This window comes from Mesorhizobium sp. P2_E9, from assembly GCF_056403815.1.
In genome coordinates this window covers 118,369-139,836 of record NZ_JBFUET010000017.1, presented here as the reverse complement: position 1 = coordinate 139,836, position 21,468 = coordinate 118,369, and the positions used below count along the sequence as shown (strand labels likewise).

Here is a 21,468-nt window from a genome sequence, read left to right as displayed (position 1 = left end):
GGTCTCGACAGCTCCTCACAGCGGGATGTTGTCGTGCTTCTTCCAGGGGTTCTGCATGTCCTTGTTGCGCAGCATCCGCAACGCCCGCGCAATACGGCGGCGGGTCGAGTGCGGCATGATCACCTCATCAACATAGCCACGCTCGGCGGCGACAAAGGGTGACAGGAAGCGATCCTCGTAAGCCTTTGTATGGGCTGCGATCTTTTCCGCGTCGCCAATGTCCTTGCGGTAGATGATCTCGACCGCGCCCCTGGCGCCCATTACGGCGATCTGCGCCGTCGGCCAGGCATAGTTCATGTCGCCGCGCAGATGTTTCGACGCCATCACGTCATAGGCGCCGCCATAAGCTTTGCGGGTGATGACGGTGATCTTCGGCACGGTTGCCTCGGCATACGCGAAGAGCAGCTTGGCGCCATGCTTGATCAGCCCGCCATATTCCTGCGCCGTGCCGGGCAGGAAACCGGGGACATCGACGAAGGTGACGATCGGGATCGAGAAACAGTCGCAGAAGCGCACGAAGCGCGCCGCCTTGCGGCTGGCGTCGGAATCGAGCACGCCGGCCAGCACCATCGGCTGGTTGGCGATGAAGCCGACGGTGCGGCCTTCCACGCGCCCGAATCCGGTGACGATGTTTTTGGCAAAGCTCTGCTGGATCTCGAAGAAGTCGCCTTCGTCGGCGACCTTCAGGATCAATTCCTTGATGTCGTAAGGCTTGTTGGCGTTGTCGGGGATCAGCCGGTCGAGCGACGGATCATGGTCGGTGACCGACTGGTAGCATTCGATCTCGGGGATCTCCGACGTGTTCGACGCAGGTAAGAAATCGACCAGCCGGCGCATCTGCAGGAGCGCCTCGACATCATTGTCATAGGCGCCGTCGGCGATTGAAGATTTGGTCGTGTGGACGGACGCACCGCCGAGGCTTTCGGCCGTCACTGTCTCATTGGTGACGGTCTTCACCACATCCGGCCCGGTGACGAACATGTAGGAGGTGTCGCGCACCATGAAGATGAAGTCGGTCATGGCGGGCGAATAGACGTCGCCGCCGGCGCACGGACCCATGATCACGGAAATCTGCGGGATGACACCGGAGGCCAGCACGTTGCGCTGAAAAATCTCGGCATAGCCGCCAAGCGCCGCCACGCCCTCTTGGATGCGGGCGCCGCCGGCGTCGTAAATGCCGATGATCGGCGCACGGTTGCGCAGCGCCATCTCCTGCACCTTGATGACCTTCTCGGCATGGGCTTCCGACAGCGAGCCGCCGAACACGGTAAAATCCTTGGCGAAGAGATAGACCGGGCGGCCATTGACCGTGCCCCAGCCGGTGACGACACCGTCGCCGGCGATCTTGGTCTTCTCCATGCCGAAATCGGTCGAGCGGTGCTCGACATACATGTCGAACTCTTCGAACGATCCTTCGTCGAGAAACACCTCGATGCGTTCGCGCGCGGTGAGCTTGCCCTTCTTATGCTGCGCATCGATGCGCGCCTGTCCGCCGCCCATGCGGGCGATGTCGCGCCGGCGCTCGAGTTCCTTCAGCACGTCCTTCATCGCTTGGTCCCCATGCGCGATACTTCTTGGCAGGCATTCGCCAGATATGGCAGAATAAGCCTATGAAGAACAACGTAGAAATTTCCGAGGATTTGAACCGCCGGATCGACATGTTGACCTCGCGCTCGACCCTGACTCGCGACCAGATCATCGAGGATGCCCTGTCGCATGGCCGTTCTCTGGCGTGGCAGGAAAAGTGGGTCGCGGGCGTTCAGGCGGGAATCGAAGCCGCCGACCGTGGCGACTTCGCCAACGAAGAAGAGATCGCGACGGTTCTCAACAAGTACAGTCAGGCATGAGCCTCTGTGCGAATTGTCTGGACCCGACACTATCTGATCGAACTTGCATCGATCGGTGACTACATCGGCCAACATAACCCGCGGGCCGCTGCCCGGATCGTCAACGAAATTCACTCAAAGACCGCTCGGCTGTTGTCCGCCAACCCGTTCCTAGGACGCGTTGGAGAAATCAAAGGCACGCGCGAACTGGTGATTCCCGGCACGCCCTACATCGTCGCGTATCGGGTCACGGACACTCAGATAGAAATTCTGTTCGTTCAACACGGCGCCAGGAAATGGCCGGATGAGGTTTGAGCGGACATTTCCGACCGCGTCCTAGCCGGTTTTGCTGCACCGCAACATGACACCCCTTGCATTCCAAGGCGAACTCAGCCATATGCAGCCCATAGGCGCTTGGGCCGGGAGATTCCGGCCTTCTCGACAAATGAGACTGGTTGCGTCTGTTTTCCCTCTTTCCGGTATATCGGCCCCTCTTTCCGGTACATCACAAAGTGGCGAAAAAGCCCCGTGGCATGATGCCTGCGGGCACGACAGCGCAGCCGAGTGGACGTTTACGTCCCCCCGCCTTGTCGTTTCATATCAAATTTTTCGACGGCAGGTTGCGCCCTGCCGCCATCGATGTTTGCGGCTACAGAGCCGCGTGAAAGAAGATTATTTTGACCAACGAAAACACGTTGCCCGGCAACGACACTACGGAACTCACCGGTTTCGCAGCGCTGGGAATTACGGGTGCGCTGCTCAAGGCCACCCACAATGCCGGCTTCACCGAACCGAAGCCGATCCAGGTGCAGGCGATCCCGCCGCAGCTGCAAGGCCGTGACATTTTCGGCATCGCGCAGACCGGCTCCGGCAAGACCGCTGCCTTTGCGCTGCCGATCCTGTCGAAGATCATCGCGCTCGGCACCAAGCGGCGCGCCAAGACGGCCCGTGCGCTGATCCTGGCGCCGACCCGCGAACTCGCCGTGCAGATCGAAGACACCATCAAGATCCTCGCAAAAGGCCAGCATGTCTCGACCGCACTCGTGCTGGGCGGTGTCTCGCGCTTCAGCCAGGTCAAGAAGGTTGCGCCCGGCGTCGATATCCTGATTGCCACGCCCGGCCGCTTGACCGACCTGGTGCGCGAGGGCGACCTGATCCTCTCCGACACCAAATGGCTGGTCCTGGACGAGGGCGACCGCATGCTCGACATGGGCTTCATCAACGACGTCAAGCGCATCGCCAAGGCGACCGCGCCTGATCGCCAGACGGCGCTGTTCTCGGCCACCATGCCGGATGAGATCGCCGAACTGGCCAAGGGCCTCTTGAAGAGCCCGGTTCGTATCGAAGTCTCGCCGCAGAGCACCGCGGCCGTCGAGATCGTCCAGGGCGTCGTCTTTGCCCGCACCAAGCAGAAGCGCCAGGTGCTGTCGACCATGCTCGCCGACGAGGCGATGAAGTCCGTCATCATCTTTTCGCGCACCAAGCATGGCGCCGACCGGGTGACCAAGGACCTCGAGCGCGATGGCTTCAAGGCGGCCGTCATTCACGGCAACAAGTCGCAGAACGCCCGTCAGAAGGCGCTCAACGATTTCCGTGAGGGCTCGGTGCGCATTCTGGTCGCGACCGACATTGCCGCGCGCGGCATCGACGTCCCCGGCATCAGCCACGTCGTGAACTTCGACCTGCCCGACGAGGCCGAAAGCTACGTCCACCGCATCGGCCGTACCGGCCGCAACGGTATGGACGGCATTGCGATCACACTTTGCGATCCTTCGGAAAACAGCAAGCTGCGTCAGGTCGAGCGCATCATCCGCACCAAGCTGCCGATCGTTGCCGACCATCTCGGCAGCCCCGATCCTGTGCGCAATCCGGCTGAAAAGAACGAGCGTTTCGAGCCCGCCAATGACCGCAACGACCGCAATGGCCGTCGCGACGGCAGGCGGCCGGGCGGCGAGAACAAAGGCAACGGCTTCGGCAAGAAGCGCTTCGGCGACAAGCCGGCCTTTGCCGGCGAGCGCAAGCCGGAAGGCGGCAAGCCGGCCTTCAAGGGCAACAACAAGCGCCGCTTCGGCGGCAAGCGTCCGGCAGCGCGGGCTGCGTAAGCCAGACCGCGTTGTAATCAGTCAGGCCTTTGGGCCTAGCTGGTTGCCGTGATTGATAAGAAGAGGGCGGCCGAAGCGATGCTTCGGTCGCCCTTTCGTTTGACCGTTACTTTGCCACTGCTTCGACCCAGACGGCGATTCTCTGCGCCAGGAAAGCCGTGGTCGATGGCGACAGCACATCGCCGGCGATGACATGGTTGTCCGGGTCGCCGGTGCTTTCGATGGGCACCAGCTCATGCGCGCCACCCCAGCGCCCGGCGATCTCGCGGGTGCGGTCAGGCCGCACCACCTTGTCCATATCCGAGAAGATGAACAGGGCAGGGATATCAGCCTTCTCTACCGGCGCCCCATAGGCAAGTTCCGTCAGCGCCTGCATCGGCAGCGTCGCGGCAATCGGATATTTGGTGGTCCAGAATTTCTCGTGCAGTGCGTTGCGCGCCACGAAGCTGCGCTCCTTGCCGATCACCAGTTCGGCGATCTGCTTGCCCCAGGGCATGGTCAGGATCTCAGCCCCGGATGCCTTCACGCCGAAATTGGGCGAGATGAACGCGATGGCGGCCACGCCATCCGATGCACCCGGCTGCGTTGCCGCCCATACCGCCAGCGAACCGCCGGTCGAGGTCGAGATGACGATGACCTTGTCGCCGATCGCCCGGCCGATGGCGAGCGCCTCCTCATAGTCGTTGATCCAGGCATTGACGCTGCCTTGCGTCATCGCCGCGCCGTCCTGCCCGTGACCGGTGAGGCGGGTGTAGAACAGGTTGGCGTCGAGCCGGTCGGCCACGTCGTCGGGCAGGGGGCGGACCTCGCCCTTCGATGCGGAGAAGCCGTGGATATAGACGATCGATAGCGGCGTCTTGGCATGCACCATCGGGTTGGCCCAGACGATCTCCTTCTCCAGCCCGTCGCGGATACCGGGCACGGCGGCTTCCACCTTGGCCACATAGGCCTGCGGATCGTCACCGATGACGGAAGGATCGAAGCGGATCGTGGTGTCGACGGGAACGCGTGGGCCAAAGACGAAAGCCAGAGCAAGGACAGCGATCAGGCCCAGCACAGCAAGCACGATCCGTCGCCCCATCGCAGACTCCACGCAACAACAACAAACCTATGGCGACGGTCATCAACAGGCAACGCCGTTCAGGCAGTCACACAACCAATCCTGTGGGCATCTATGCGTTCGGCGGCTTGCGCTCGTAATGCAGCGGTCGGGCCTTCCAGCTGGTCATCAAGATGATCACCCATCGGGTGACCGGCCTCGGCAGCAGGCTGAGAAATTTCAGCGGCCAGCTCGTGCGGTACGGAAAGGTGACTTCGAAGCCACCGGATTTGATTGCCTTCACCATGCGGCGTGTCGCCCGGCTGACCGGCATCAGGCCTGGCATCGGCAGCATGTTCTTTTCGGTCAGCGGGGTGTCGACAAAACCGGGGTTTATCACCTGGACGCGGATGTTCATCTTGTCGAAATCATACTTCAGCGACTCGGCCAGGATGTTGATCGCCGCCTTGGTGCCGCCATAGGCGGCCGTGGTCGGCCAGCCGAAATAGGCGGTGACCGATCCGACCAGCACGACATGGCCGCGCGCCCGCACGCGCATATAGTCCACGACCGGCACCAGCCCGTTGATGATGCCGAAATAATTGACCTCGAAGGACCGGCGAAAGTCCTTGACGACGAGAGCCTCTCCAGGCGTGGAAATGTAGTTTCCGGCGTTGAAGACGGCGAGCACGATCGGGCCGAGTTCCTTCTCGATCGCGGCCACCGTCCTTGCCATGCGCGGCTCGTCGCTGACGTCGCAGGGAAATGCCGTGACGCTGCCCGGCATCTGCGCTGTCTCGACGATGAGCGTGTCGATAGGATCGTCGTCCAGTGCCGTCACCGCCACAGCATAGCCCTGGGACGCCAGGTCCCTGGCCAGCGAGCGGCCAATACCGCTCGAGCCGCCCGTGACCCAGGCGACGCCGTGCTTCGGATCGGCCCGATAGAGTGTCATGCTGCGCCCTGCCGAGTTTGTTGGTGCCTTGCTCTAGCGGTGAAGAAATCGAATGAAAAGAGTGCTTTTCGACGTTGGGTGCAAATGAACTGTGCGATATCCACCGGTCTTGGGGCTGTCCATGCACGGCCGTGCTGGAAATGCGACTGGACCAGACAAATTCTTGCCTTGAAACCGAAGCTTCGGGTTTCTAGGGTTTCGGCGTACGCACACAAGGAATCCTGAATGCCCCGTTCTGTGATCGACGCGATCGGCAACACGCCTCTGATCCGCCTCAACAAAGCTTCCGAAGAAACCGGCTGCGAGATCCTGGGCAAGGCCGAATTCATGAATCCGGGGCAATCGGTCAAGGATCGCGCCGGTCTGTTCATCATCCGCGACGCCGAACAGCGCGGCCTGTTGCAGCCGGGCGGTGTCATCGTCGAGGGAACTGCCGGGAATACGGGCATCGGGCTGACGCTGGTCGCCAAGGCGCTGGGCTACCGCACCGTCATCGTCATCCCGGACACGCAGAGCCAGGAGAAGAAGGACACGATCAGGCTGCTCGGCGCCGAGCTGATCGAAGTGCCGGCAGTGCCCTACAAGAACCCCAACAATTACGTGAAGCTGTCGGGACGGCTGGCCGAGCAGATGGCCAGGAGTGAGCCGAACGGCGCCATCTGGGCCAACCAGTTCGACAATGTCGCCAACCGCGACGGCCATATCCGCACCACGGCGCAGGAAATCTGGGCCCAGACCGGCGGCAAGGTCGACGGTTTCGTCTCGGCGGTGGGTTCCGGCGGCACTCTTGCCGGCGTTGCCATGGGGCTGAAGGCCAAGAGCAACAATGTGAAGATCGCGCTGGCTGATCCGTTGGGGGCCGCGCTCTACAGTTTCTACACCAGCGGCGAGTTGAAGTCCGAGGGCAGCTCGATCACCGAAGGCATCGGGCAAGGGCGCATCACCGCCAATCTCGAAGGGTTCACGCCGGACTTCTCCTTCCAGATCAGGGACGAGGACGCGCTGCCGATCGTCTTCGACCTGATCCAGGAAGAAGGCCTTTGCGTTGGAGGTTCGACCGGCATCAACATTGCCGGCGCCATCCGGCTGGCCAGGGAACTGGGCCCCGGCCACACCATCGTGACCATTCTTTGCGACTACGGCACACGCTACCAGTCGAAGCTGTTCAACCCGGAATTCCTGCGCGAGAAGAATCTCCCGGTGCCGGGCTGGATGGAACTGCAGAGCAAGATTTCGGTACCTTTCGAAAAGGTCGCATGATGGCGCACAAGACAGAAGCGCTGTTTCGCGACGATGCTTATCTCAGCACGGCGGAGGCGACGGTTGTTGCCGTCAATGATCGTGGCGGCATCATTCTCGACCGCACGATCTTCTACGCCACCTCGGGCGGTCAACCGGGAGACACCGGCTATCTCGAACGCGCCGATGGCAGCCGCATCGCCATTGCCGCCACCATCACGGGTGAAACCAAGGACGAGATCATCCATGTGCCGGCGCCGGAACAGGCGGCCTTGGCGATTGGCGAGAAGGTCAAACTCGCCGTCGACTGGGAGCGTCGGTATCTCCTGATGCGCATGCATGCGGCCTGTCACCTGCTCACAGTCGTCTGCCCGTTTCCGATTACGGGTGCCGCGGTTTCCGAGGACGATAGCCGTGTCGATTTCGACATTCCGGACGCCAGCTTCTCGAAGGAAGAGGTGACCGCGAGCCTGATGGACCTGGTGCGGGCCGATCATCCGATTTTCACCAGGCTGATCAGCGACGAGGAACTCGCCGCGAACCCTGGCCTGGTGAAGTCCAAGAACGTCCGGCCGCCGGTCGGCACCGGCAAGATCCGCCTGGTCTGCATCGGTGAGAATGGCGCGGTCGATAGCCAACCCTGCGGCGGCACGCATGTGAAAAGCACCGGCGAAATCGGCGAAATCCATATCGGCAAGATCGAAAAGAAGGGCCGTGAAAACAGGCGCTTCCGCATCCGCTTCGGTCCGATGCCGGCGGCCTGACACGCAACGCTTTGCTTTACCCGGGATAGAGAGAACCAGAATGGCCGAAGACAGTCCTTTTATCGTCGATGCGGACTGGCTGCAGGGGCGCCTGGGCGAGCCTGGCCTGACGATTGTAGACGCGTCCTGGTATTTGCCGGCGCAAAAGCGCGACGCGCGTGCCGAATACGAGGCGGGCCACATTCCCGGCGCCCGTTTCCTGGATCAGGATGCGGTTTCGGATCCCGACGCCGCTTTGCCGCACACGCTGCCATCACCTCGGCATTTTGCCCAATATGTCGGTGCGATGGGTGTTTCGGCCGACGACACCATCGTCGTTTATGACGGTCCGGGGTTCTTCTCGGCGCCCCGGGCATGGTGGATGTTCCGCATCATGGGTGTCTTCCAGACCTATATTCTGGATGGCGGTTTCGATGGCTGGAAGGCGGCCGGCCGGCCGGTAACGTCCGAGCCGACGAAGATCGCGCCGAGTGTGTTCTATGCCGATTTCGACGCCGGCCGCGTCGCCAGCCTCGCCGATATGCGCCGGATCGTCGAGACCAGCGCCAGCCAGATTGCCGATGCCCGTGGACCCGGCCGTTTCACCGGGGCCGAGCCCGAGCCTCGTGCGGGAATCCGCTCCGGCCATATGCCGGGCGCGCGCAATGTGCCGTATTCCGTACTGTCGGAAAACGGCATGCTGCTGTCGAAGGACCGTTTGCGCAAAGTGATCGAGGAGGCTGGCATTGACCTGTCGAAGCCCGTCGTCACATCTTGCGGCTCAGGTGTTACCGCCGCGGTGATCACTCTGGCGCTGGAGACGCTTGGCCACACCGACAACAGGCTCTATGACGGCTCATGGACCGAGTGGGGCGGGCTCTCCGACACGCCTGTCGTGACCGGCCCCGCGAAGACCGGCCCCGATATGACCGGCCCCGATATGACCGGCCCCGATATGACCGGCAAGGAATGAACGCGATGGAAAACGGCGTGCTGCAGGACATTGAAGTCACGGTGACTTTTCTCGAAATGCATGCCCCTCCTGCCGTCTCGCCGCCAGTGCCCTACAACCGCCAGGTCGCGCTGCTGAAGACCAGGGAAATTCCCTTGCATTTTTATCGCTATTTGATGGACCGGGTCGGGCGCAAATGGCACTGGGTGAATGTTCTCAGACTGAATGATGACGAGCTTTCGGCCGGCATCCACCGTGAGGATCGCGACATCAGGGTGCTTTATCTCGACGGCGCGCCGGCCGGCTTCTTCGATCTCAAGCCGCATCTGCCTGATGAAGTCGAACTCGCCTATTTCGGCATGATGGAACATGCCACCGGGCAAGGCATTGGCCGCTGGTTTCTGGGCTCGGCGATTTCAGCCGCCTGGTCGCATGGGCCGAAACGGGTGACGGTGCAGACCTGCACGCTCGACCATCCGGCGGCTCTGCCGCTCTACCAGAAGCTCGGTTTCAAGCCGGTCGCGCAGAAGAAAGAGGTCGTACACCCGCTGCCTTTCGCCGAGCGCTCGGCCAGCGTCATGCGGCCCTGATTTCAGCCGGAATCCGACACCAGCGCGAAGCCGAACCACTCGTTCATCGGCGCTTCAGCCTGTCTTTGGCATCTTGCCCGCATCATCAATGCGGCAGAGGCCGAAGGAGAAAAAACATGCTGACACGCCGTACACTGGCCGCCGCGCTGATCGCAGCGATTGCCATGCCGAGCCTTGCCGCCGCCCAGGCGACGACGCCTTCGGCGGCGACGATCGAGCGCAAGCTCGAGGCGGCGCCGCGGGTGAAGTTGCGGCCAAACGAGCGCGTCACCATCCGCGAATTCAAGCGACGGCCGGATTTGCGCCGCATGGCGCGCTCGATCGATATCCAGTCGATCAATTTCGCCTTCGGCTCGGCCGCCATTTCCAGTTCGCAATACGACAAGATCGAGACCATCGCCGACGCGCTGCAGCGCATCCTGCGTCGCGACCGCGGCGCGCGCGTGCTGATCGAAGGGCACACCGATGCCGTCGGCTCCTTCCAGTCGAACCAGATCCTGTCCGAACAGCGCGCCGCCTCGTTGAAGCGCACGCTGGTGCGCGAGTTCGGAGTGCCTGGCTATGCCTTGGAGACAGTGGGTTACGGCGAGGAGTTCCTGCTGGTGCCGACGCAAAACGAAAACTGGCAGAATCGCCGGGTGACGTTGCGACGCTTTGACGACTTCATCCGCTGATTTGGGACTTGCCAAGCATTTTATTGGCCGGCTTATTTCACCGAGTTGGCGCCGATGCTTTATCTATGTGAGGGACTGATCGCCGAGATCGGATCGGTCCCTCGATCCCTTGGCAAGAATCGGGTGGGAAGCATTGGCCCGCGCGCATAATGTCCGGTCGACAACGCCGGAGGTTTTCACGATGACCATTCAGTTCAAGGCACTACCCACCGAATCTGTCAGGGTTCTGCAGCGTGGTGGACCCGATGCTTACGGCCACACGCCCGAGCGGAATATCTCTGACGGCGACGGCATGCCTTGCCGGCATTGTCTGAGGAACATCGCAGCCGGCGACGCCTATCTCATTCTCGCCTATCGGCCGTTCCCGAACCTGCAGCCCTATGCGGAAACCGGGCCGATCTTCCTGCATGCCGAAGAATGCGAGCGCGCCGCCGGGAGCGAAATGCTTCCCGAGATCCTCGAAAGCCCGGACTACATCGTGCGCGGCTATGGCAGGGATGACCGCATCGTCTACGGCAGCGGCGGTGTTATCCCGACCGAGGCAATCGCAGCGCGGGCCGAAACGCTTTTCGAACGCGACGACATTGCCTACGTGCATGTCCGCTCGGCGCGTAACAACTGCTACCAGTGCCGGATTGAACGGGCCTGAACCGCAAAGGAATGCGGTCAGGAGGCCTGTCGTACTCCCGTCGCATAGATGCGATAGAAAGCGAGTGTCGATCGATTGGCCGACCGCGGATGAACCGGCGGCAATCTCGATATCGAGGAAGCGGGGCTTTGGCTCCGCTTTTTTGTTGCCCGCATTTTCGCGAAGAGCACAGGCACACAAAGAAAAAGCCCGCCGGCCAGGCCGACGGGCTGCAACTTTTGCCTGGAGGGGCTTTTTAGTTGAACTTGTACTTCGCGCCGATGCGCACAGTCTGGAACGAAGCCTTGTCGGTCAGCGTACCGTCCGGAGCGCCGAATTCGGACGAGAAGTCCTTCTTGCCGAACTGCGAATAGCGATATTCAAGGCCAACAGTCATGTTGCTGGATACCGCCGTTTCGAGGCCGCCACCGATCGTGAAGCCACTCTTGCCCCAGTCGATGATGTCGCCGATCGGATCCGAAGCTTTGAGGTCGAAATGCTGGTAGCTATAGCCGCCGATGACATAGGCTAGGGTCGATTCATTGACCTTGGCGCCGACGCGGGCCAAAGCATCGAAGCCGTAATCGTTGTCGAGCTTGACCGAGCCGCCAGGGATGTCGAGTTTCGAGCGAATTCCAGAATAGCTGCCATCGAGCTGTATACCGGCAACCCAGCTGCCGAAGTCGTAGTCATAACCAATGCTGGCTTCGCCGAACACGCCTTCGCTGCCGATGCCATTGAGATCGAGAGCGCCGCCACCAAGGTCGACGCCTAGGTCGTGAACCGCCGTGCCGGCACCGAGGGCGCCACCAACATAGAAGCCGGTCCAGTTGTAGGTCGGGGCCGCAAATGAAGCGCCGCCACCATTCTGAGCACCGAAGCGATAGTTGGCGGCGATATGGAAGGTGTGGGTGGACGGCTCGACGTTCAGAGAACCGCCGCCAAAATCAATAACCGACTTGTCGCCATAGTTCGCGTAACGGTATTCGGTCTTCAATGTCCAGTTGCCACGCAGCACGGTTTCCATGCCGACGCCGAGCACATAGCCACTGCGATTCTGGGTGAAATTCAAGCCCTCGGCAAAGCCCGATCCATCAAGCTTGAAATGCTGCCAAGTGTAACCGCCGAGCACATAGCCGAGCGTATTGGCGTTAAGGAGATAGCCAGCGCGCAGGCCGACATCGAAACCGTAGGAATTGGTCAGGTCGATATCGGCACCTGGAATGCTGATCGACGGGCCGATGTTTCCGCCGTTGGCGTCAATGAACCCGCCCAAGAGGAAACGTTCGGAGACCATATAGTCATAGCCGGCTGTCAGTTCGCCGAATACGCCGTTGCCGCCGATGCCGTTGAAGTCGACAACCGGCGCGATGCTGAACTTGTGCACGCTGGCGCCAAAGCCACCACCGATGCCGACATAAGCGCCACCCCAGTTAAAACCGGATGCTTCGACCGGCTGCACGACGTCTGCGGCATGTGCCGCGGACATCAAGGCCACAGCAGAAACAGCACCAAGAAGAAAAGATTTCGCAGAGACGCGAAGAAACATTGCCCAAACCCCTAATCAATAAACCCACCATGTCTCTAGCAGGGACTCGGCCAGATTTGGAATGACAAATATGCAACAGTTGTGGGTAAACCCACCCCTGCAACCGACACCAGTAAACGGGCTTGCCACCCTAGATCGACCAATAAAAAGCCCGCCGGAACGAACCGGCGGGCAACAATAGCAAGTTGACTTTTTCTGGGTGTATCAGGCGGCCAGAACAGCTTTCGGCTCGACCAGTTCGTAGCCGAGCGCATCGGCCACCGCACGATTCGTGATCTTGCCCTTGTGGACATTGAGGCCGTTGCGCAAATGATGGTCGTCGACCAGCGCCTTCAAGCCCTTGTCGGCGAGCTGCAGGCCGTAGTGCAGCGTCGCATTGTTCAGCGCATGAGCCGAGGTGACCGGCACGGCGCCTGGCATGTTGGCGACGCAATAGTGGATGACACCGTCAACCTCGTAGGTCGGCTCGGCATGAGTCGTCGCATGCGAGGTCTCGAAGCAGCCGCCCTGGTCGATGGCGACGTCGACCAGCACCGAGCCCTTCTTCATGCCGGACAGCATTTCGCGGGTGACGAGCTTGGGTGCTGCAGCGCCAGGGATCAGCACGGCGCCGACGACGATGTCGGCCGAGAAGCATTCTTCTTCGAGCGCCTCGACGGTCGAGTAGCGGGTGTGCACGCGGCCGGCGAAAAGGTCGTCGAGCTGGCGCAGGCGCGGGATCGAGCGGTCGATGATGGTGACGTCGGCGCCAAGACCGGCGGCCATGCGGGCCGCGTGCAGACCAACGACGCCGCCGCCGAGCACGGTAACCTTGCCGGGCAGCACGCCGGGCACGCCGCCGAGCAGCACGCCACGGCCGCCATTGGCCTTCTGCAGCGCCGTCGCGCCGGCCTGGATCGACAGGCGGCCGGCGACTTCCGACATCGGCGCCAGCAGCGGCAGGCCGCCACGGTCGTCGGTTACGGTCTCGTAGGCGATTGCGGTCACGCCCGAAGCGAGCAGGCCCTTGGTCTGCTCCGGATCCGGAGCCAGGTGAAGATAGGTGTACAGGATCTGGCCGTCACGCAGCTGCACCCACTCATTGGGCTGCGGCTCCTTAACCTTGACGATCATGTCCGACTTGGCGAACACGTCGGCGGCGGTCTTGGCGATGGTGGCGCCGGCAGCACGATAGGCGTTGTCATCGGCGCCTATGCCCGCGCCGGCGCCGGTCTCGACCAGCACTTCGTGGCCATGCGCCACATATTCGCGAACCGCGCCTGGCGTGAGGCCGACACGATATTCGTGGTTCTTGATTTCCTTGGGGCAGCCGACGCGCATTGTCTTCTCCTGATCCGGGCCCTTTTGGGCTCACTCCCTGTATCGGTGAAGTGAACCATGAATCGGCTCGCAAGTGTTTGCGAATGCGCTTGCGCGGACAGGCAGGTTTCGATAATCGTTGCGCGAAATAGCAGGATATTCGCAGGATTCACGAAAAATGCCGCTCGACAGGATCGATATCGCCATTCTAGAGGCTTTGCAGAAGGATGGCAGGATACCCAATGCGGCGCTCGCCGAGAAGGTTGGCCTGTCGCAGTCGGCCTGTTCGCGCCGGCTCGACAATCTCGAGAAATCCGGAACCATTCGCGGCTACCACGCCCGGCTTTCCAATGCCGCCCTTGGTCACCAGATGACGGCGATCGTGCATATATCGCTGTCGGGCCAGTTCGAGAAGACGCTGTCGGATTTCGAGGCGGCGATCAAGCGCTGCCCCAACGTGCTGTCCTGCCACCTGATGTCGGGTGAATACGACTATATCCTGCGCATCGCGGCGAAGGATCTCGTCGACTATGAGCGCATCCACAAGGAGTGGCTGTCGGCGATGCCGCACGTGACGAAGATCAACTCGTCATTCGCCTTGCGCGAAATCGTCGACCGTACGGCGATGGGCATGAAGCCGGAAATGGCTTAGCGCCAAAGGCACACCCGGACGTCCTTGCCTATATAACATGCGCCTTCGCGGCGCAGTTCTTCCCAATGTTCATCACCGTGCGTTTCGTCAATCTCGGAGTTCGCATAGCCGGCCCAAACATCACCGTCCTTGTAGACATCTGCCCAATAATCTTCGGACCTTTCACCAGCCCCACTATGCGTATCAGGATAGTCGATACCTGCAAAAACTTGCCGGGGCCCCTGGATATTGAAATCGCCACCCGCCTCGATTTGATAGGAGCATTTTCCGGATATGCGGGTCTGACCGCTGACAATAAGCAGGCAACGGCCCCATTTGTAATCGCTCGGCAAACGATGCCGTGGTTGCGCATGCGCAGGCGACAAGGAAAACGCGATGGCAAGGGCAGCCGCTATCGTTCGTCCGATCATCTTGTCCTCCGTTGTGAAGTAGACAATCCAAGAGCGACCGAACTGTTGGATCCGCCCAGAGCGCATGTCGAAACGGTCCTCCGTAGCATGGTCAGCTTAAAGGGCAGATTATTTATCGACCAGGTCGGATTTTTGTCACGTGACATCTGCGCTGCTGCGCGGCGGAAGTATGGATAATTTTCCGGAAAAGGCTCTCAGGCTTCGGTGACGACCCGATCCATCGCAATGTCGTGCGGCTGAGGATAGATGGTGGCGATGCGCTGCAGTTCGTAGCCGACGCCGATGACCAGTGGCTTGAACGGCATGGCGGCCAGTGTGCGGTCGAAGAAGCCGCCGCCATAGCCCAGGCGGTAGTTTGCCGGGTCGATGCCGACGATCGGCGAGATGACGATGTCGGGCAGCACCGGATCGCCCTCGGCCGGGATCGGGATGTTCCAGATGCCTTTTTCCAGCCGGTCGCCGGATTTGTAGGCACGGAAGATCAGCGGTTGCCCTTTCTCGACGACGATAGGCAGCGCCGTGCGGCCGCCGCGCTCATTGACGGATGCCATCCATGGCCGCAAATCCGGTTCACCGCGAAACGGCCAGTAAAGACTGACCATGCGGTCGCTGATCTCGCCGATGATCGCATCGAGGCCCTTGGCGATGCGCTGCGACATCACCGTTCGCGCGTCGGCCGAAACAGCGAGGCGTGCCGCGATCAGGCGTTCGCGCTCGGCCTTGCGCCAGCGCCGGACATCGGTCCAGTCGGATAGCGGCGCCCGGAATTCCGGATCGAGTTCATGCATGAAGCAGGGCGGCGAGGAATACTGCGCCGGACGCTGGTCGTCATGATCGTTGGCCATGCTTTACCTCGTAAGCGTGTTCGAAGACGCTATACCTCGCGACACGATACATCTTGTGCGTTCACGACATGAGACGACGAGTCCCGGGCACTGTCCTTCTGTTGCTGCATTGCACAAAAATACCTACATCTAGGACAGGCAATCTTACCGGCAGGGTGAATGAGATGAACGAAGCCAGCCATCATGTCGTCGTTGTCGGCGCGGGGTTCGGCGGCCTCGAACTCACCCGCGGGCTGTCAGGCGCGCCGGTGCGCATCACCATGATCGACAAGCGCAACCATCATCTTTTCCAGCCGCTGCTCTACCAGGTGGCGACGACCACGCTGGCAACCTCCGAGGTTGCCTGGCCGATCCGCCATCTCCTGCGCAAGCGCAAGGATGTGACGACGCTGCTGGTAAATGTCGCCGGCGTCGACCGCGCCGGCAAACGCGTGTTGCTCGATGATGGCAGCGCGGTCGCGTATGACACGCTGGTGCTCGCCACCGGCGCCCGCCATGCCTATTTCGGCCACGACGAATGGGAGCCTTTCGCGCCGGGCCTGAAGACGCTTGAGGACGCCACCACCATCCGGCGGCGCATTCTCCTGGCCTTCGAGCAGGCCGAGCGGGAAATCGATCCCGCCAAACGCCAGGCGCTGCTGACCATTGCGATCGTCGGCGGTGGGCCGACCGGCGTGGAATTGGCCGGCACCATCGTCGAACTGGCGCACGACACGCTGCGCGGCGAGTTCCGCAACATCGATACGCGGCAAACGCGCGTGGTGCTGATCGAGGCCGGCGACCGCATCCTTGCCAATTTCGCGCCAAAACTTTCCGACTATGCCAGCAAGGCACTCGAGCGGCTCGGCGTGACGGTCGAACTCGGCCGCGCCGTTACGCGCTGCGACGCCGAAGGTGTTGTGTTTGGCGACAGGCAGCTGGAGGCGAGAACGATCCTGTGGGCCGCCGGTGTTGCCGCTTCGCCCGCCGCCGAATGGTTGGGAGCGAAGGCGGACCGCGCGGGCAGGGTGCTCGTCGAGCCCGACCTCAGCGTGCCCGGCAGCCCGGAGATTTTCGTCATCGGCGACGCCGCCCTTGTGCTGCGGCCCGATGGACGGCCAGTACCTGGCGTGGCGCCTTCCGCCAAGCAGGAGGGCCGCCATGTCGCGGCGACCATCAAGGCCAGGCTCGGCGGCGATAGCACCGCGCGGCCATTTCATTACAAACATGCCGGCGATCTGGCGACGATCGGCAAACGCGCCGCCGCGATCGACTTCGGCTGGATCAAGCTTACGGGCTGGCTCGCCTGGTGGCTGTGGGGCATTGCGCACATCTATTTCCTGATCGGTTTCCGCAACCGGCTTGCGGTTTCCCTGAGCTGGCTATGGATCTACGTCACAGGCCAGCGCAGCGCCCGGTTGATCACCCAGGGCGACGACGACAAGACCTGACTTTTCTCCACTGTCCGGTTCATCCGCGCGTCATCTGTCGCTGATCGACTGGCGCTTCAATGCGCGACTTCTTGAGTGGACTTGAGCCGGTTTCAGCGCCAAGTTCGCTTCGGGGCAGGGCGTGTCACGTTGTTGATGAGGAGAAAACATGTCGCAACTGCTCCACCCCGTCTCCCGCCGCGCTTTTCTCGCGGGTGCCGCAGCCACAGGGGCGCTGATCGTGCTTCATCCCTTCTCCGCCCGCGCGCAAGCCAACCAGGCGCATCTTCGGATCATGGAAACTACCGACATCCATGTGAACGTGCTGCCTTATGACTACTACGCCGACAAAGCCAACGAGACGATGGGCCTGTCGCGCACGGCGTCGCTGATCGACGCGGTGCGCAAGGAAGCCGTCAATTCGATGCTGATCGACAATGGCGATCTGCTGCAGGGCAACCCGATGGGCGACTACGTCGCCTATGAGAAGGGCCTGAAGGACGGCGATCTGCATCCGATCATGAAAGGCATGAACCTGCTCGGCTACGAGTGCTCGACGCTCGGCAACCATGAGTTCAACTACGGCCTGTCCTTCCTGGACAAGGTGCTGGCCGGTGCCAATTTCCCGTTCGTTTGCGCCAATCTGATCCGCGGCACCGAGCTTGCCGCCAACCCGCGCGACGACAAGCTCTACCTCAAGCCCTACGTGATCCTCGACAGGAAGATCAAGGACGGTACGGGCGCCGAACAGCCGATCAGGATCGGCATCATCGGTTTCGTGCCGCCGCAGATCATGGTCTGGGACCTCAAGAATCTCGAGGGCAACGTCAAGACGCGCGACATTGTCGAGGCGGCCAAGGCCTGGGTGCCGCAGATGAAGGAAGAGGGCGCCGACATCGTTATCGCGCTCTCCCATTCCGGCATCGATGTGAAGCAGGGCGACATGATGGAGAACGCCTCGTTCTTCGTCGCCGGCGTCGATGGCATTGACGCCGTGTTCACCGGCCACCAGCATCTAGTGTTCCCCGGCAAGAAGGATTTCCAGTCGCTCGAGGGCGTCGATACGCAAAAAGGCACGCTGCAGGGCAAGCCGGCCGTCATGGGCGGCTTCTGGGGCTCGCATATGGGTCTGATCGACCTGATGCTGGAGCGCGACGGATCGAAATGGAAGGTCGTTTCCGCGACCTCTGAGGCGCGGCCGATCTTCGAGCGCGTCGACAACAAGAACAAGCCGACTGTTCCCGACGACAAGCGCATCATCGCCGCCCTCGAACAGGACCACCAGGCGACCCTGGCCTATGTGCGCCGTCCTGTCGGCAAGACTTCGGCGCCGCTCTACTCCTATTTCTCGCTGGTCGCAGACGATCCGTCGGTGCAGGTCGTCAGCCAGGCGCAGACCTGGTACTTGAAGGACATTCTCAAGAGCACGCAGTGGAAGGATGTGCCGCTGCTGTCGGCCGCCGCTCCCTTCAAGGCCGGTGGGCGCAACGGCGCCGACTACTATACCGACGTGCCGGCCGGCGACATCGCCATCAAGAACGTCGCCGACCTCTATCTCTATCCCAACACCGTGCGCGCCGTCGAAATCACGGGTGCGCAAGTCAAGGAATGGCTGGAAATGTCGGCCGGCATCTTCAACAGGATCGAGGTGGGGAAGGCCGACCAGGCGCTCATCAACACCGATTTCCCATCCTACAATTTCGACGTCATCGACGGCGTTACCTACAAGATAGACCTGTCGCAGGCACCGAAATACGATGCCAAGGGCGGCGTGGCGAATGCCAGCGCCAATCGCATCGTCGACTTGATGTTCGGCGGAAAACCAATTGATCCCAATCAGAAATTCGTCGTTGCGACCAACAATTACCGGGCCGGCGGCGGTGGCAATTTCCCTGACATCAATGCCTCCAAGATCATCTATGAGGCGCCGGACACCAACCGCGACGTCATCGTTCGCTACATCGTCAGCCAGGGCACGATCAACCCGTCCGCCGACGACAACTGGTCGTTCGCGCCGCTGCCCGGCACCAGCGTCGTGTTCGAGACAGGCGTCAAGGCCAAGGACTTCATTGCCGACGTGAAGTCGCTGAAGATCGAACCGGCGGGCGAGGGCGAAGCCGGTTTTGCCAAGTATCGCATCACTCTTTGAGGAAAGAAACAAACCCACGCAACAGGTGCGTGGGTTTGTTTCTTAAGGCGGCGCGGCTTCAGTTGGTTGCAGGCACCGCCGTCAGCGGCAAGGCTGTCGCGGGGGCTTGCGGGCTGACTGGCTGTGTCGGCTCGAGCGACGTGCCTGCCTGCAGGGAAGGTGCTGGGCGAGCGCCTCCTTGCCGGGTTGATTCGGGTGCTTCGATAGCTTGATGTTTCGAGGTGAAGGTGACTCGCGTTCGTCACCGGCGCAACCTGGCCATCTTGCTTTTTCTGTTAGCGTAATTTCAAGATGCGTCCTTCGAGCTCAATGTTTTCAAGGGCTCTCGGACAATTGAAAAATTGGTATTCGGAGGGGGCCATGAGGACATACTTTTCAATCAACACCGACGGCATTTACAGCACCAACCTTCAACTGTATTCATTGCTGCAAGCTAAGCGCTATTGGAAGGCTCTCGCCAGAGATTATCGGCGGCACAATCAAGCTACCGGGCACTTGACTGAGCGATGTGTTTTCATCGTCGCGACTTTGGGCCTCAGCGTTTCTCAACTGCTGGGCCAGAATGATCCCGCACCGAGATCTCGAGTCGCCACACCGAGCGAGATTTGGAAGCGTTTCGTGGACCAGCACGGCGTGACTGATGTCAGCACGGGCGAATTTGACAAGTTGATCGATGTCTACAACGCTTGCCGGCATTTCGGGATCTCATCGGGCGACGCTGGCCACGCCAGACTTGAGCCACTGGACTTTGACGCTACTCGCAAATGGTACGAATTGACCCTCCGAATATGGGTAGCGGTTATGAAGGCTCTGCGTGTTGCGGATCCATGGAACGTCACCGAAGACGTCAACGTCGCCAGCCTCAGGGCTCTATCGATGTCGCGTCTGTCGCAATCTTGAGAGAGATGCTTTGCTATCCCTGCAGCGACGCCTTCGGGCCAGCTTCAGACCCATGAGTCTGACATTCTGGCCGGCAATGTCGCCCAAAAGTGACCTCGATTTTAGGAGAACGACATGCATAAAAGCAAGGACATAAAGCGCGTCGCGTGATCCATATCGACGCGACACACTTTATGTCGAGACCATGCCAGACATCGTCCGGGCACCGGCTACGGGCCAGCGCTACGCCTTGTAGACCACCTGGCGCACATCGATGTAGCTGGCGCGGAAGCCGGCTTCGCAATAGTGCAGGTAGAATTCCCAGAGCTTCTTGAAACGATCGTCGAAGCCGAGCGGAACGATCTTGTCCCAGGATACCCAGAAGCGCTGCCGCCATTCGGCGAGCGTACGCGCATAGTCATCCGGAAACACGCGCTCGCGCAGATGCGCAAGGCCATGATCCGCGCCCAGCGCCTTCAGGATCGACGGTGTCGGCAGCATGCCGCCCGGAAAGACGTAGCGCTGGATGAAATCCGGCCTGGCGCGATAGGTGTCGTAGGCGGCCTCGTTGATGGTGATGATCTGCAGGCCCGCGGTACCGCCGGGGCGCAGGCAGGCCTTCATCTTGCCGAAGAACACCGGCCAGTATTTCTCGCCGACCGCCTCGAACATCTCGATCGACGCGATGCGATCGTAAGTCCCTGTTTCGTCGCGGTAATCCTGCAGCTTGATGTCGACCTTGTCGGCAAGTCCGGCCTTGGCGATGCGTGCCTTGGCGAAATCGTGCTGTTCGCGGCTGATCGTCAGTCCGGTAACGCGGCAGCCGATTTCGCGTGCCGCGAATTCGGCGAAGCCGCCCCAGCCGCAGCCGATCTCCAGCACATGATCCTTCCTGCCGATACCCGTATCCCTGGCCAGCGCCCGATATTTGGCGGCCTGGGCGCTTTCCAGGTCGTTGGCGCCATTGGCGTAAAGCGCTGAGGAATAGGTCATGCTCGGGTCGAGCCACTCTTTGTAAAAGGCGTTGCCGAGATCGTAGTGCGCCGAGATATTGCGCTTCGAGCCGGTGCGCGTGTTCTCGTTGAACCAGTGGCGGATGCGCTGGACGGTGTTGATGAGCCAGCTGGCGCCGCCGGCGACGCGTTCGCCGATCGCCGAATTGACCACGAACAATTCCAGGAAGCTGGTGACGTCAGGGCTTTCCCAATCGCCATCCATATAGGATTCGGCAACGCCGATCGTGCCGCCGGAAAAGGCGCGGCCTGGCAGGCGCCAGTTCTTGAGCACCAGTTCGGCGTCCGGGCCGGGTCCCTTGCCGCCGACGAGAACGGCGCGACCATCCGGCATCCTGACCCTGAGCGTACCACGCGGCAGGTTCATCGCCGCCGACAGCACCATGCGCGCCTTGGCCGGCAGGCCTTTGACGATCTCGGCGAAATTGAACTCGTCGAGCCTGACCGCTTCGCCCGGCGCTACGCTATGATGGTCCCCGTCTGCCATTTCATGCCCCTGGATTTCCGTGGTGCCA

The 21,468-nt window shown here is 61.3% G+C and carries 21 protein-coding genes; 13 read left to right on the top strand and 8 right to left on the bottom strand.

Annotation, left to right across the window (positions count from 1 at the left end; genetic code table 11):
* Positions 1–15: 15 nt before the first annotated feature.
* Positions 16–1,548, bottom strand: a complete 1,533-nt coding sequence (locus AC1D05_RS27660) for an acyl-CoA carboxylase subunit beta (protein WP_477444911.1) — start codon at positions 1,546–1,548, stop codon at positions 16–18.
* A 62-nt stretch (positions 1,549–1,610) separates the two neighbouring features.
* Between AC1D05_RS27660 and AC1D05_RS27655 the strand changes: the two genes are divergently transcribed.
* From AC1D05_RS27655 to AC1D05_RS27645, 3 genes are all read left to right on the top strand, one after another.
* Positions 1,611–1,847 carry a transcriptional regulator gene (locus AC1D05_RS27655; RefSeq protein ID WP_477444909.1) on the top strand — a complete coding sequence of 79 codons (237 nt, stop codon included), beginning with the start codon at positions 1,611–1,613 and terminating at the stop codon, positions 1,845–1,847.
* 6 nt (positions 1,848–1,853) lie between these two features.
* Entirely contained in the window at positions 1,854–2,141 is a 288-nt protein-coding gene (locus tag AC1D05_RS27650; protein WP_477444907.1) for a type II toxin-antitoxin system RelE/ParE family toxin, read from the top strand.
* Positions 2,142–2,503: 362 nt separating this feature from the next.
* Complete coding sequence (locus tag AC1D05_RS27645; protein WP_477444905.1) at positions 2,504–3,928, top strand: DEAD/DEAH box helicase; 1,425 nt, start codon at positions 2,504–2,506, stop codon at positions 3,926–3,928.
* A 106-nt stretch (positions 3,929–4,034) separates the two neighbouring features.
* Here the strand turns inward: AC1D05_RS27645 and AC1D05_RS27640 are convergent, their stop codons facing one another.
* Positions 4,035–5,009, bottom strand: a complete 975-nt coding sequence (locus AC1D05_RS27640; RefSeq protein ID WP_477444903.1) for an alpha/beta hydrolase — start codon at positions 5,007–5,009, stop codon at positions 4,035–4,037.
* 91 nt (positions 5,010–5,100) lie between these two features.
* Positions 5,101–5,922 (bottom strand): SDR family oxidoreductase, encoded by an 822-nt coding sequence (locus tag AC1D05_RS27635; protein WP_477444901.1) that lies wholly within the window; start codon positions 5,920–5,922, stop codon positions 5,101–5,103.
* Between the two features lie 225 nt (positions 5,923–6,147).
* Between AC1D05_RS27635 and AC1D05_RS27630 the strand changes: the two genes are divergently transcribed.
* The 6 genes from AC1D05_RS27630 to AC1D05_RS27605 all read left to right on the top strand — a co-directional run bounded on the left by AC1D05_RS27630 (position 6,148) and on the right by AC1D05_RS27605 (position 10,769).
* On the top strand, positions 6,148–7,182 hold the full coding sequence (locus AC1D05_RS27630; RefSeq protein ID WP_477444899.1) for a cysteine synthase A: 1,035 nt from the start codon (positions 6,148–6,150) through the stop codon (positions 7,180–7,182).
* Complete coding sequence (locus AC1D05_RS27625) at positions 7,182–7,925, top strand: alanyl-tRNA editing protein (RefSeq protein ID WP_477444970.1); 744 nt, start codon at positions 7,182–7,184, stop codon at positions 7,923–7,925. Before AC1D05_RS27630 ends, AC1D05_RS27625 begins: the two co-directional genes overlap by 1 nt.
* A 40-nt stretch (positions 7,926–7,965) precedes the next feature.
* A complete protein-coding gene (sseA, locus tag AC1D05_RS27620) occupies positions 7,966–8,877 on the top strand; it encodes a 3-mercaptopyruvate sulfurtransferase (protein ID WP_477444897.1) in 912 nt (303 codons plus the stop codon).
* 5 nt (positions 8,878–8,882) lie between these two features.
* Complete coding sequence (locus tag AC1D05_RS27615; protein WP_477444968.1) at positions 8,883–9,446, top strand: GNAT family N-acetyltransferase; 564 nt, start codon at positions 8,883–8,885, stop codon at positions 9,444–9,446.
* Positions 9,447–9,562: 116 nt separating this feature from the next.
* Positions 9,563–10,120, top strand: coding sequence for an OmpA family protein (locus AC1D05_RS27610; RefSeq protein WP_477444895.1), 558 nt, complete (start codon positions 9,563–9,565; stop codon positions 10,118–10,120).
* A 181-nt stretch (positions 10,121–10,301) separates the two neighbouring features.
* On the top strand, positions 10,302–10,769 hold the full coding sequence (locus AC1D05_RS27605; protein WP_477444893.1) for a DUF1203 domain-containing protein: 468 nt from the start codon (positions 10,302–10,304) through the stop codon (positions 10,767–10,769).
* A gap of 235 nt (positions 10,770–11,004) precedes the next feature.
* Here AC1D05_RS27605 and AC1D05_RS27600 read toward each other — a convergent pair whose 3' ends face one another.
* Both AC1D05_RS27600 and ald read right to left on the bottom strand, forming a co-directional pair.
* Positions 11,005–12,237 (bottom strand): outer membrane protein, encoded by a 1,233-nt coding sequence (locus AC1D05_RS27600; protein WP_477444891.1) that lies wholly within the window; start codon positions 12,235–12,237, stop codon positions 11,005–11,007.
* 264 nt (positions 12,238–12,501) lie between these two features.
* Positions 12,502–13,617, bottom strand: a complete 1,116-nt coding sequence (ald, locus tag AC1D05_RS27595; RefSeq protein WP_477444889.1) for an alanine dehydrogenase — start codon at positions 13,615–13,617, stop codon at positions 12,502–12,504.
* Between the two features lie 157 nt (positions 13,618–13,774).
* Between ald and AC1D05_RS27590 the strand changes: the two genes are divergently transcribed.
* On the top strand, positions 13,775–14,248 hold the full coding sequence (locus tag AC1D05_RS27590; protein ID WP_013531467.1) for an Lrp/AsnC family transcriptional regulator: 474 nt from the start codon (positions 13,775–13,777) through the stop codon (positions 14,246–14,248).
* Here the strand turns inward: AC1D05_RS27590 and AC1D05_RS27585 are convergent.
* On the bottom strand, positions 14,245–14,658 hold the full coding sequence (locus AC1D05_RS27585) for a hypothetical protein (protein WP_477444887.1): 414 nt from the start codon (positions 14,656–14,658) through the stop codon (positions 14,245–14,247). The genes AC1D05_RS27590 and AC1D05_RS27585 overlap by 4 nt on opposite strands.
* 194 nt (positions 14,659–14,852) lie before the next feature.
* Positions 14,853–15,503 carry a 5-formyltetrahydrofolate cyclo-ligase gene (locus AC1D05_RS27580; protein ID WP_477444885.1) on the bottom strand — a complete coding sequence of 217 codons (651 nt, stop codon included), beginning with the start codon at positions 15,501–15,503 and terminating at the stop codon, positions 14,853–14,855.
* Between the two features lie 164 nt (positions 15,504–15,667).
* Between AC1D05_RS27580 and AC1D05_RS27575 the strand changes: the two genes are divergently transcribed.
* The 3 genes from AC1D05_RS27575 (at position 15,668) to AC1D05_RS27565 (ending at position 19,961) form a co-directional block, all read left to right on the top strand.
* On the top strand, positions 15,668–16,933 hold the full coding sequence (locus tag AC1D05_RS27575) for an NAD(P)/FAD-dependent oxidoreductase (protein WP_477444883.1): 1,266 nt from the start codon (positions 15,668–15,670) through the stop codon (positions 16,931–16,933).
* A gap of 148 nt (positions 16,934–17,081) precedes the next feature.
* Complete coding sequence (locus tag AC1D05_RS27570; RefSeq protein WP_477444881.1) at positions 17,082–19,061, top strand: bifunctional 2',3'-cyclic-nucleotide 2'-phosphodiesterase/3'-nucleotidase; 1,980 nt, start codon at positions 17,082–17,084, stop codon at positions 19,059–19,061.
* 360 nt (positions 19,062–19,421) lie between these two features.
* Positions 19,422–19,961, top strand: a complete 540-nt coding sequence (locus tag AC1D05_RS27565) for a hypothetical protein (protein WP_477444879.1) — start codon at positions 19,422–19,424, stop codon at positions 19,959–19,961.
* 222 nt (positions 19,962–20,183) lie between these two features.
* Here AC1D05_RS27565 and AC1D05_RS27560 read toward each other — a convergent pair whose 3' ends face one another.
* On the bottom strand, positions 20,184–21,440 hold the full coding sequence (locus AC1D05_RS27560) for a class I SAM-dependent methyltransferase (RefSeq protein WP_477444877.1): 1,257 nt from the start codon (positions 21,438–21,440) through the stop codon (positions 20,184–20,186).
* Positions 21,441–21,468 lie beyond the last annotated feature (28 nt).

Bases quoted from the DNA above. Each gene is read 5' to 3' on its own strand.
- AC1D05_RS27660 (WP_477444911.1), bottom strand. From the start codon at position 1,548: ATGAAGGACGTGCTGAAGGAACTCGAGCGCCGGCGCGACATCGCCCGC.
- AC1D05_RS27655 (WP_477444909.1), top strand. From the start codon at position 1,611: ATGAAGAACAACGTAGAAATTTCCGAGGATTTGAACCGCCGGATCGAC.
- AC1D05_RS27640 (WP_477444903.1), bottom strand. From the start codon at position 5,009: ATGGGGCGACGGATCGTGCTTGCTGTGCTGGGCCTGATCGCTGTCCTT.
- AC1D05_RS27635 (WP_477444901.1), bottom strand. From the start codon at position 5,922: ATGACACTCTATCGGGCCGATCCGAAGCACGGCGTCGCCTGGGTCACG.
- AC1D05_RS27630 (WP_477444899.1), top strand. From the start codon at position 6,148: ATGCCCCGTTCTGTGATCGACGCGATCGGCAACACGCCTCTGATCCGC.
- AC1D05_RS27625 (WP_477444970.1), top strand. From the start codon at position 7,182: ATGGCGCACAAGACAGAAGCGCTGTTTCGCGACGATGCTTATCTCAGC.
- sseA (WP_477444897.1), top strand. From the start codon at position 7,966: ATGGCCGAAGACAGTCCTTTTATCGTCGATGCGGACTGGCTGCAGGGG.
- AC1D05_RS27615 (WP_477444968.1), top strand. From the start codon at position 8,883: ATGGAAAACGGCGTGCTGCAGGACATTGAAGTCACGGTGACTTTTCTC.
- AC1D05_RS27610 (WP_477444895.1), top strand. From the start codon at position 9,563: ATGCTGACACGCCGTACACTGGCCGCCGCGCTGATCGCAGCGATTGCC.
- AC1D05_RS27605 (WP_477444893.1), top strand. From the start codon at position 10,302: ATGACCATTCAGTTCAAGGCACTACCCACCGAATCTGTCAGGGTTCTG.
- AC1D05_RS27600 (WP_477444891.1), bottom strand. From the start codon at position 12,237: ATGTCCGCGGCACATGCCGCAGACGTCGTGCAGCCGGTCGAAGCATCC.
- ald (WP_477444889.1), bottom strand. From the start codon at position 13,617: ATGCGCGTCGGCTGCCCCAAGGAAATCAAGAACCACGAATATCGTGTC.
- AC1D05_RS27590 (WP_013531467.1), top strand. From the start codon at position 13,775: ATGCCGCTCGACAGGATCGATATCGCCATTCTAGAGGCTTTGCAGAAG.
- AC1D05_RS27585 (WP_477444887.1), bottom strand. From the start codon at position 14,658: ATGATCGGACGAACGATAGCGGCTGCCCTTGCCATCGCGTTTTCCTTG.
- AC1D05_RS27580 (WP_477444885.1), bottom strand. From the start codon at position 15,503: ATGGCCAACGATCATGACGACCAGCGTCCGGCGCAGTATTCCTCGCCG.
- AC1D05_RS27575 (WP_477444883.1), top strand. From the start codon at position 15,668: ATGAACGAAGCCAGCCATCATGTCGTCGTTGTCGGCGCGGGGTTCGGC.
- AC1D05_RS27570 (WP_477444881.1), top strand. From the start codon at position 17,082: ATGTCGCAACTGCTCCACCCCGTCTCCCGCCGCGCTTTTCTCGCGGGT.
- AC1D05_RS27565 (WP_477444879.1), top strand. From the start codon at position 19,422: ATGAGGACATACTTTTCAATCAACACCGACGGCATTTACAGCACCAAC.
- AC1D05_RS27560 (WP_477444877.1), bottom strand. From the start codon at position 21,440: ATGGCAGACGGGGACCATCATAGCGTAGCGCCGGGCGAAGCGGTCAGG.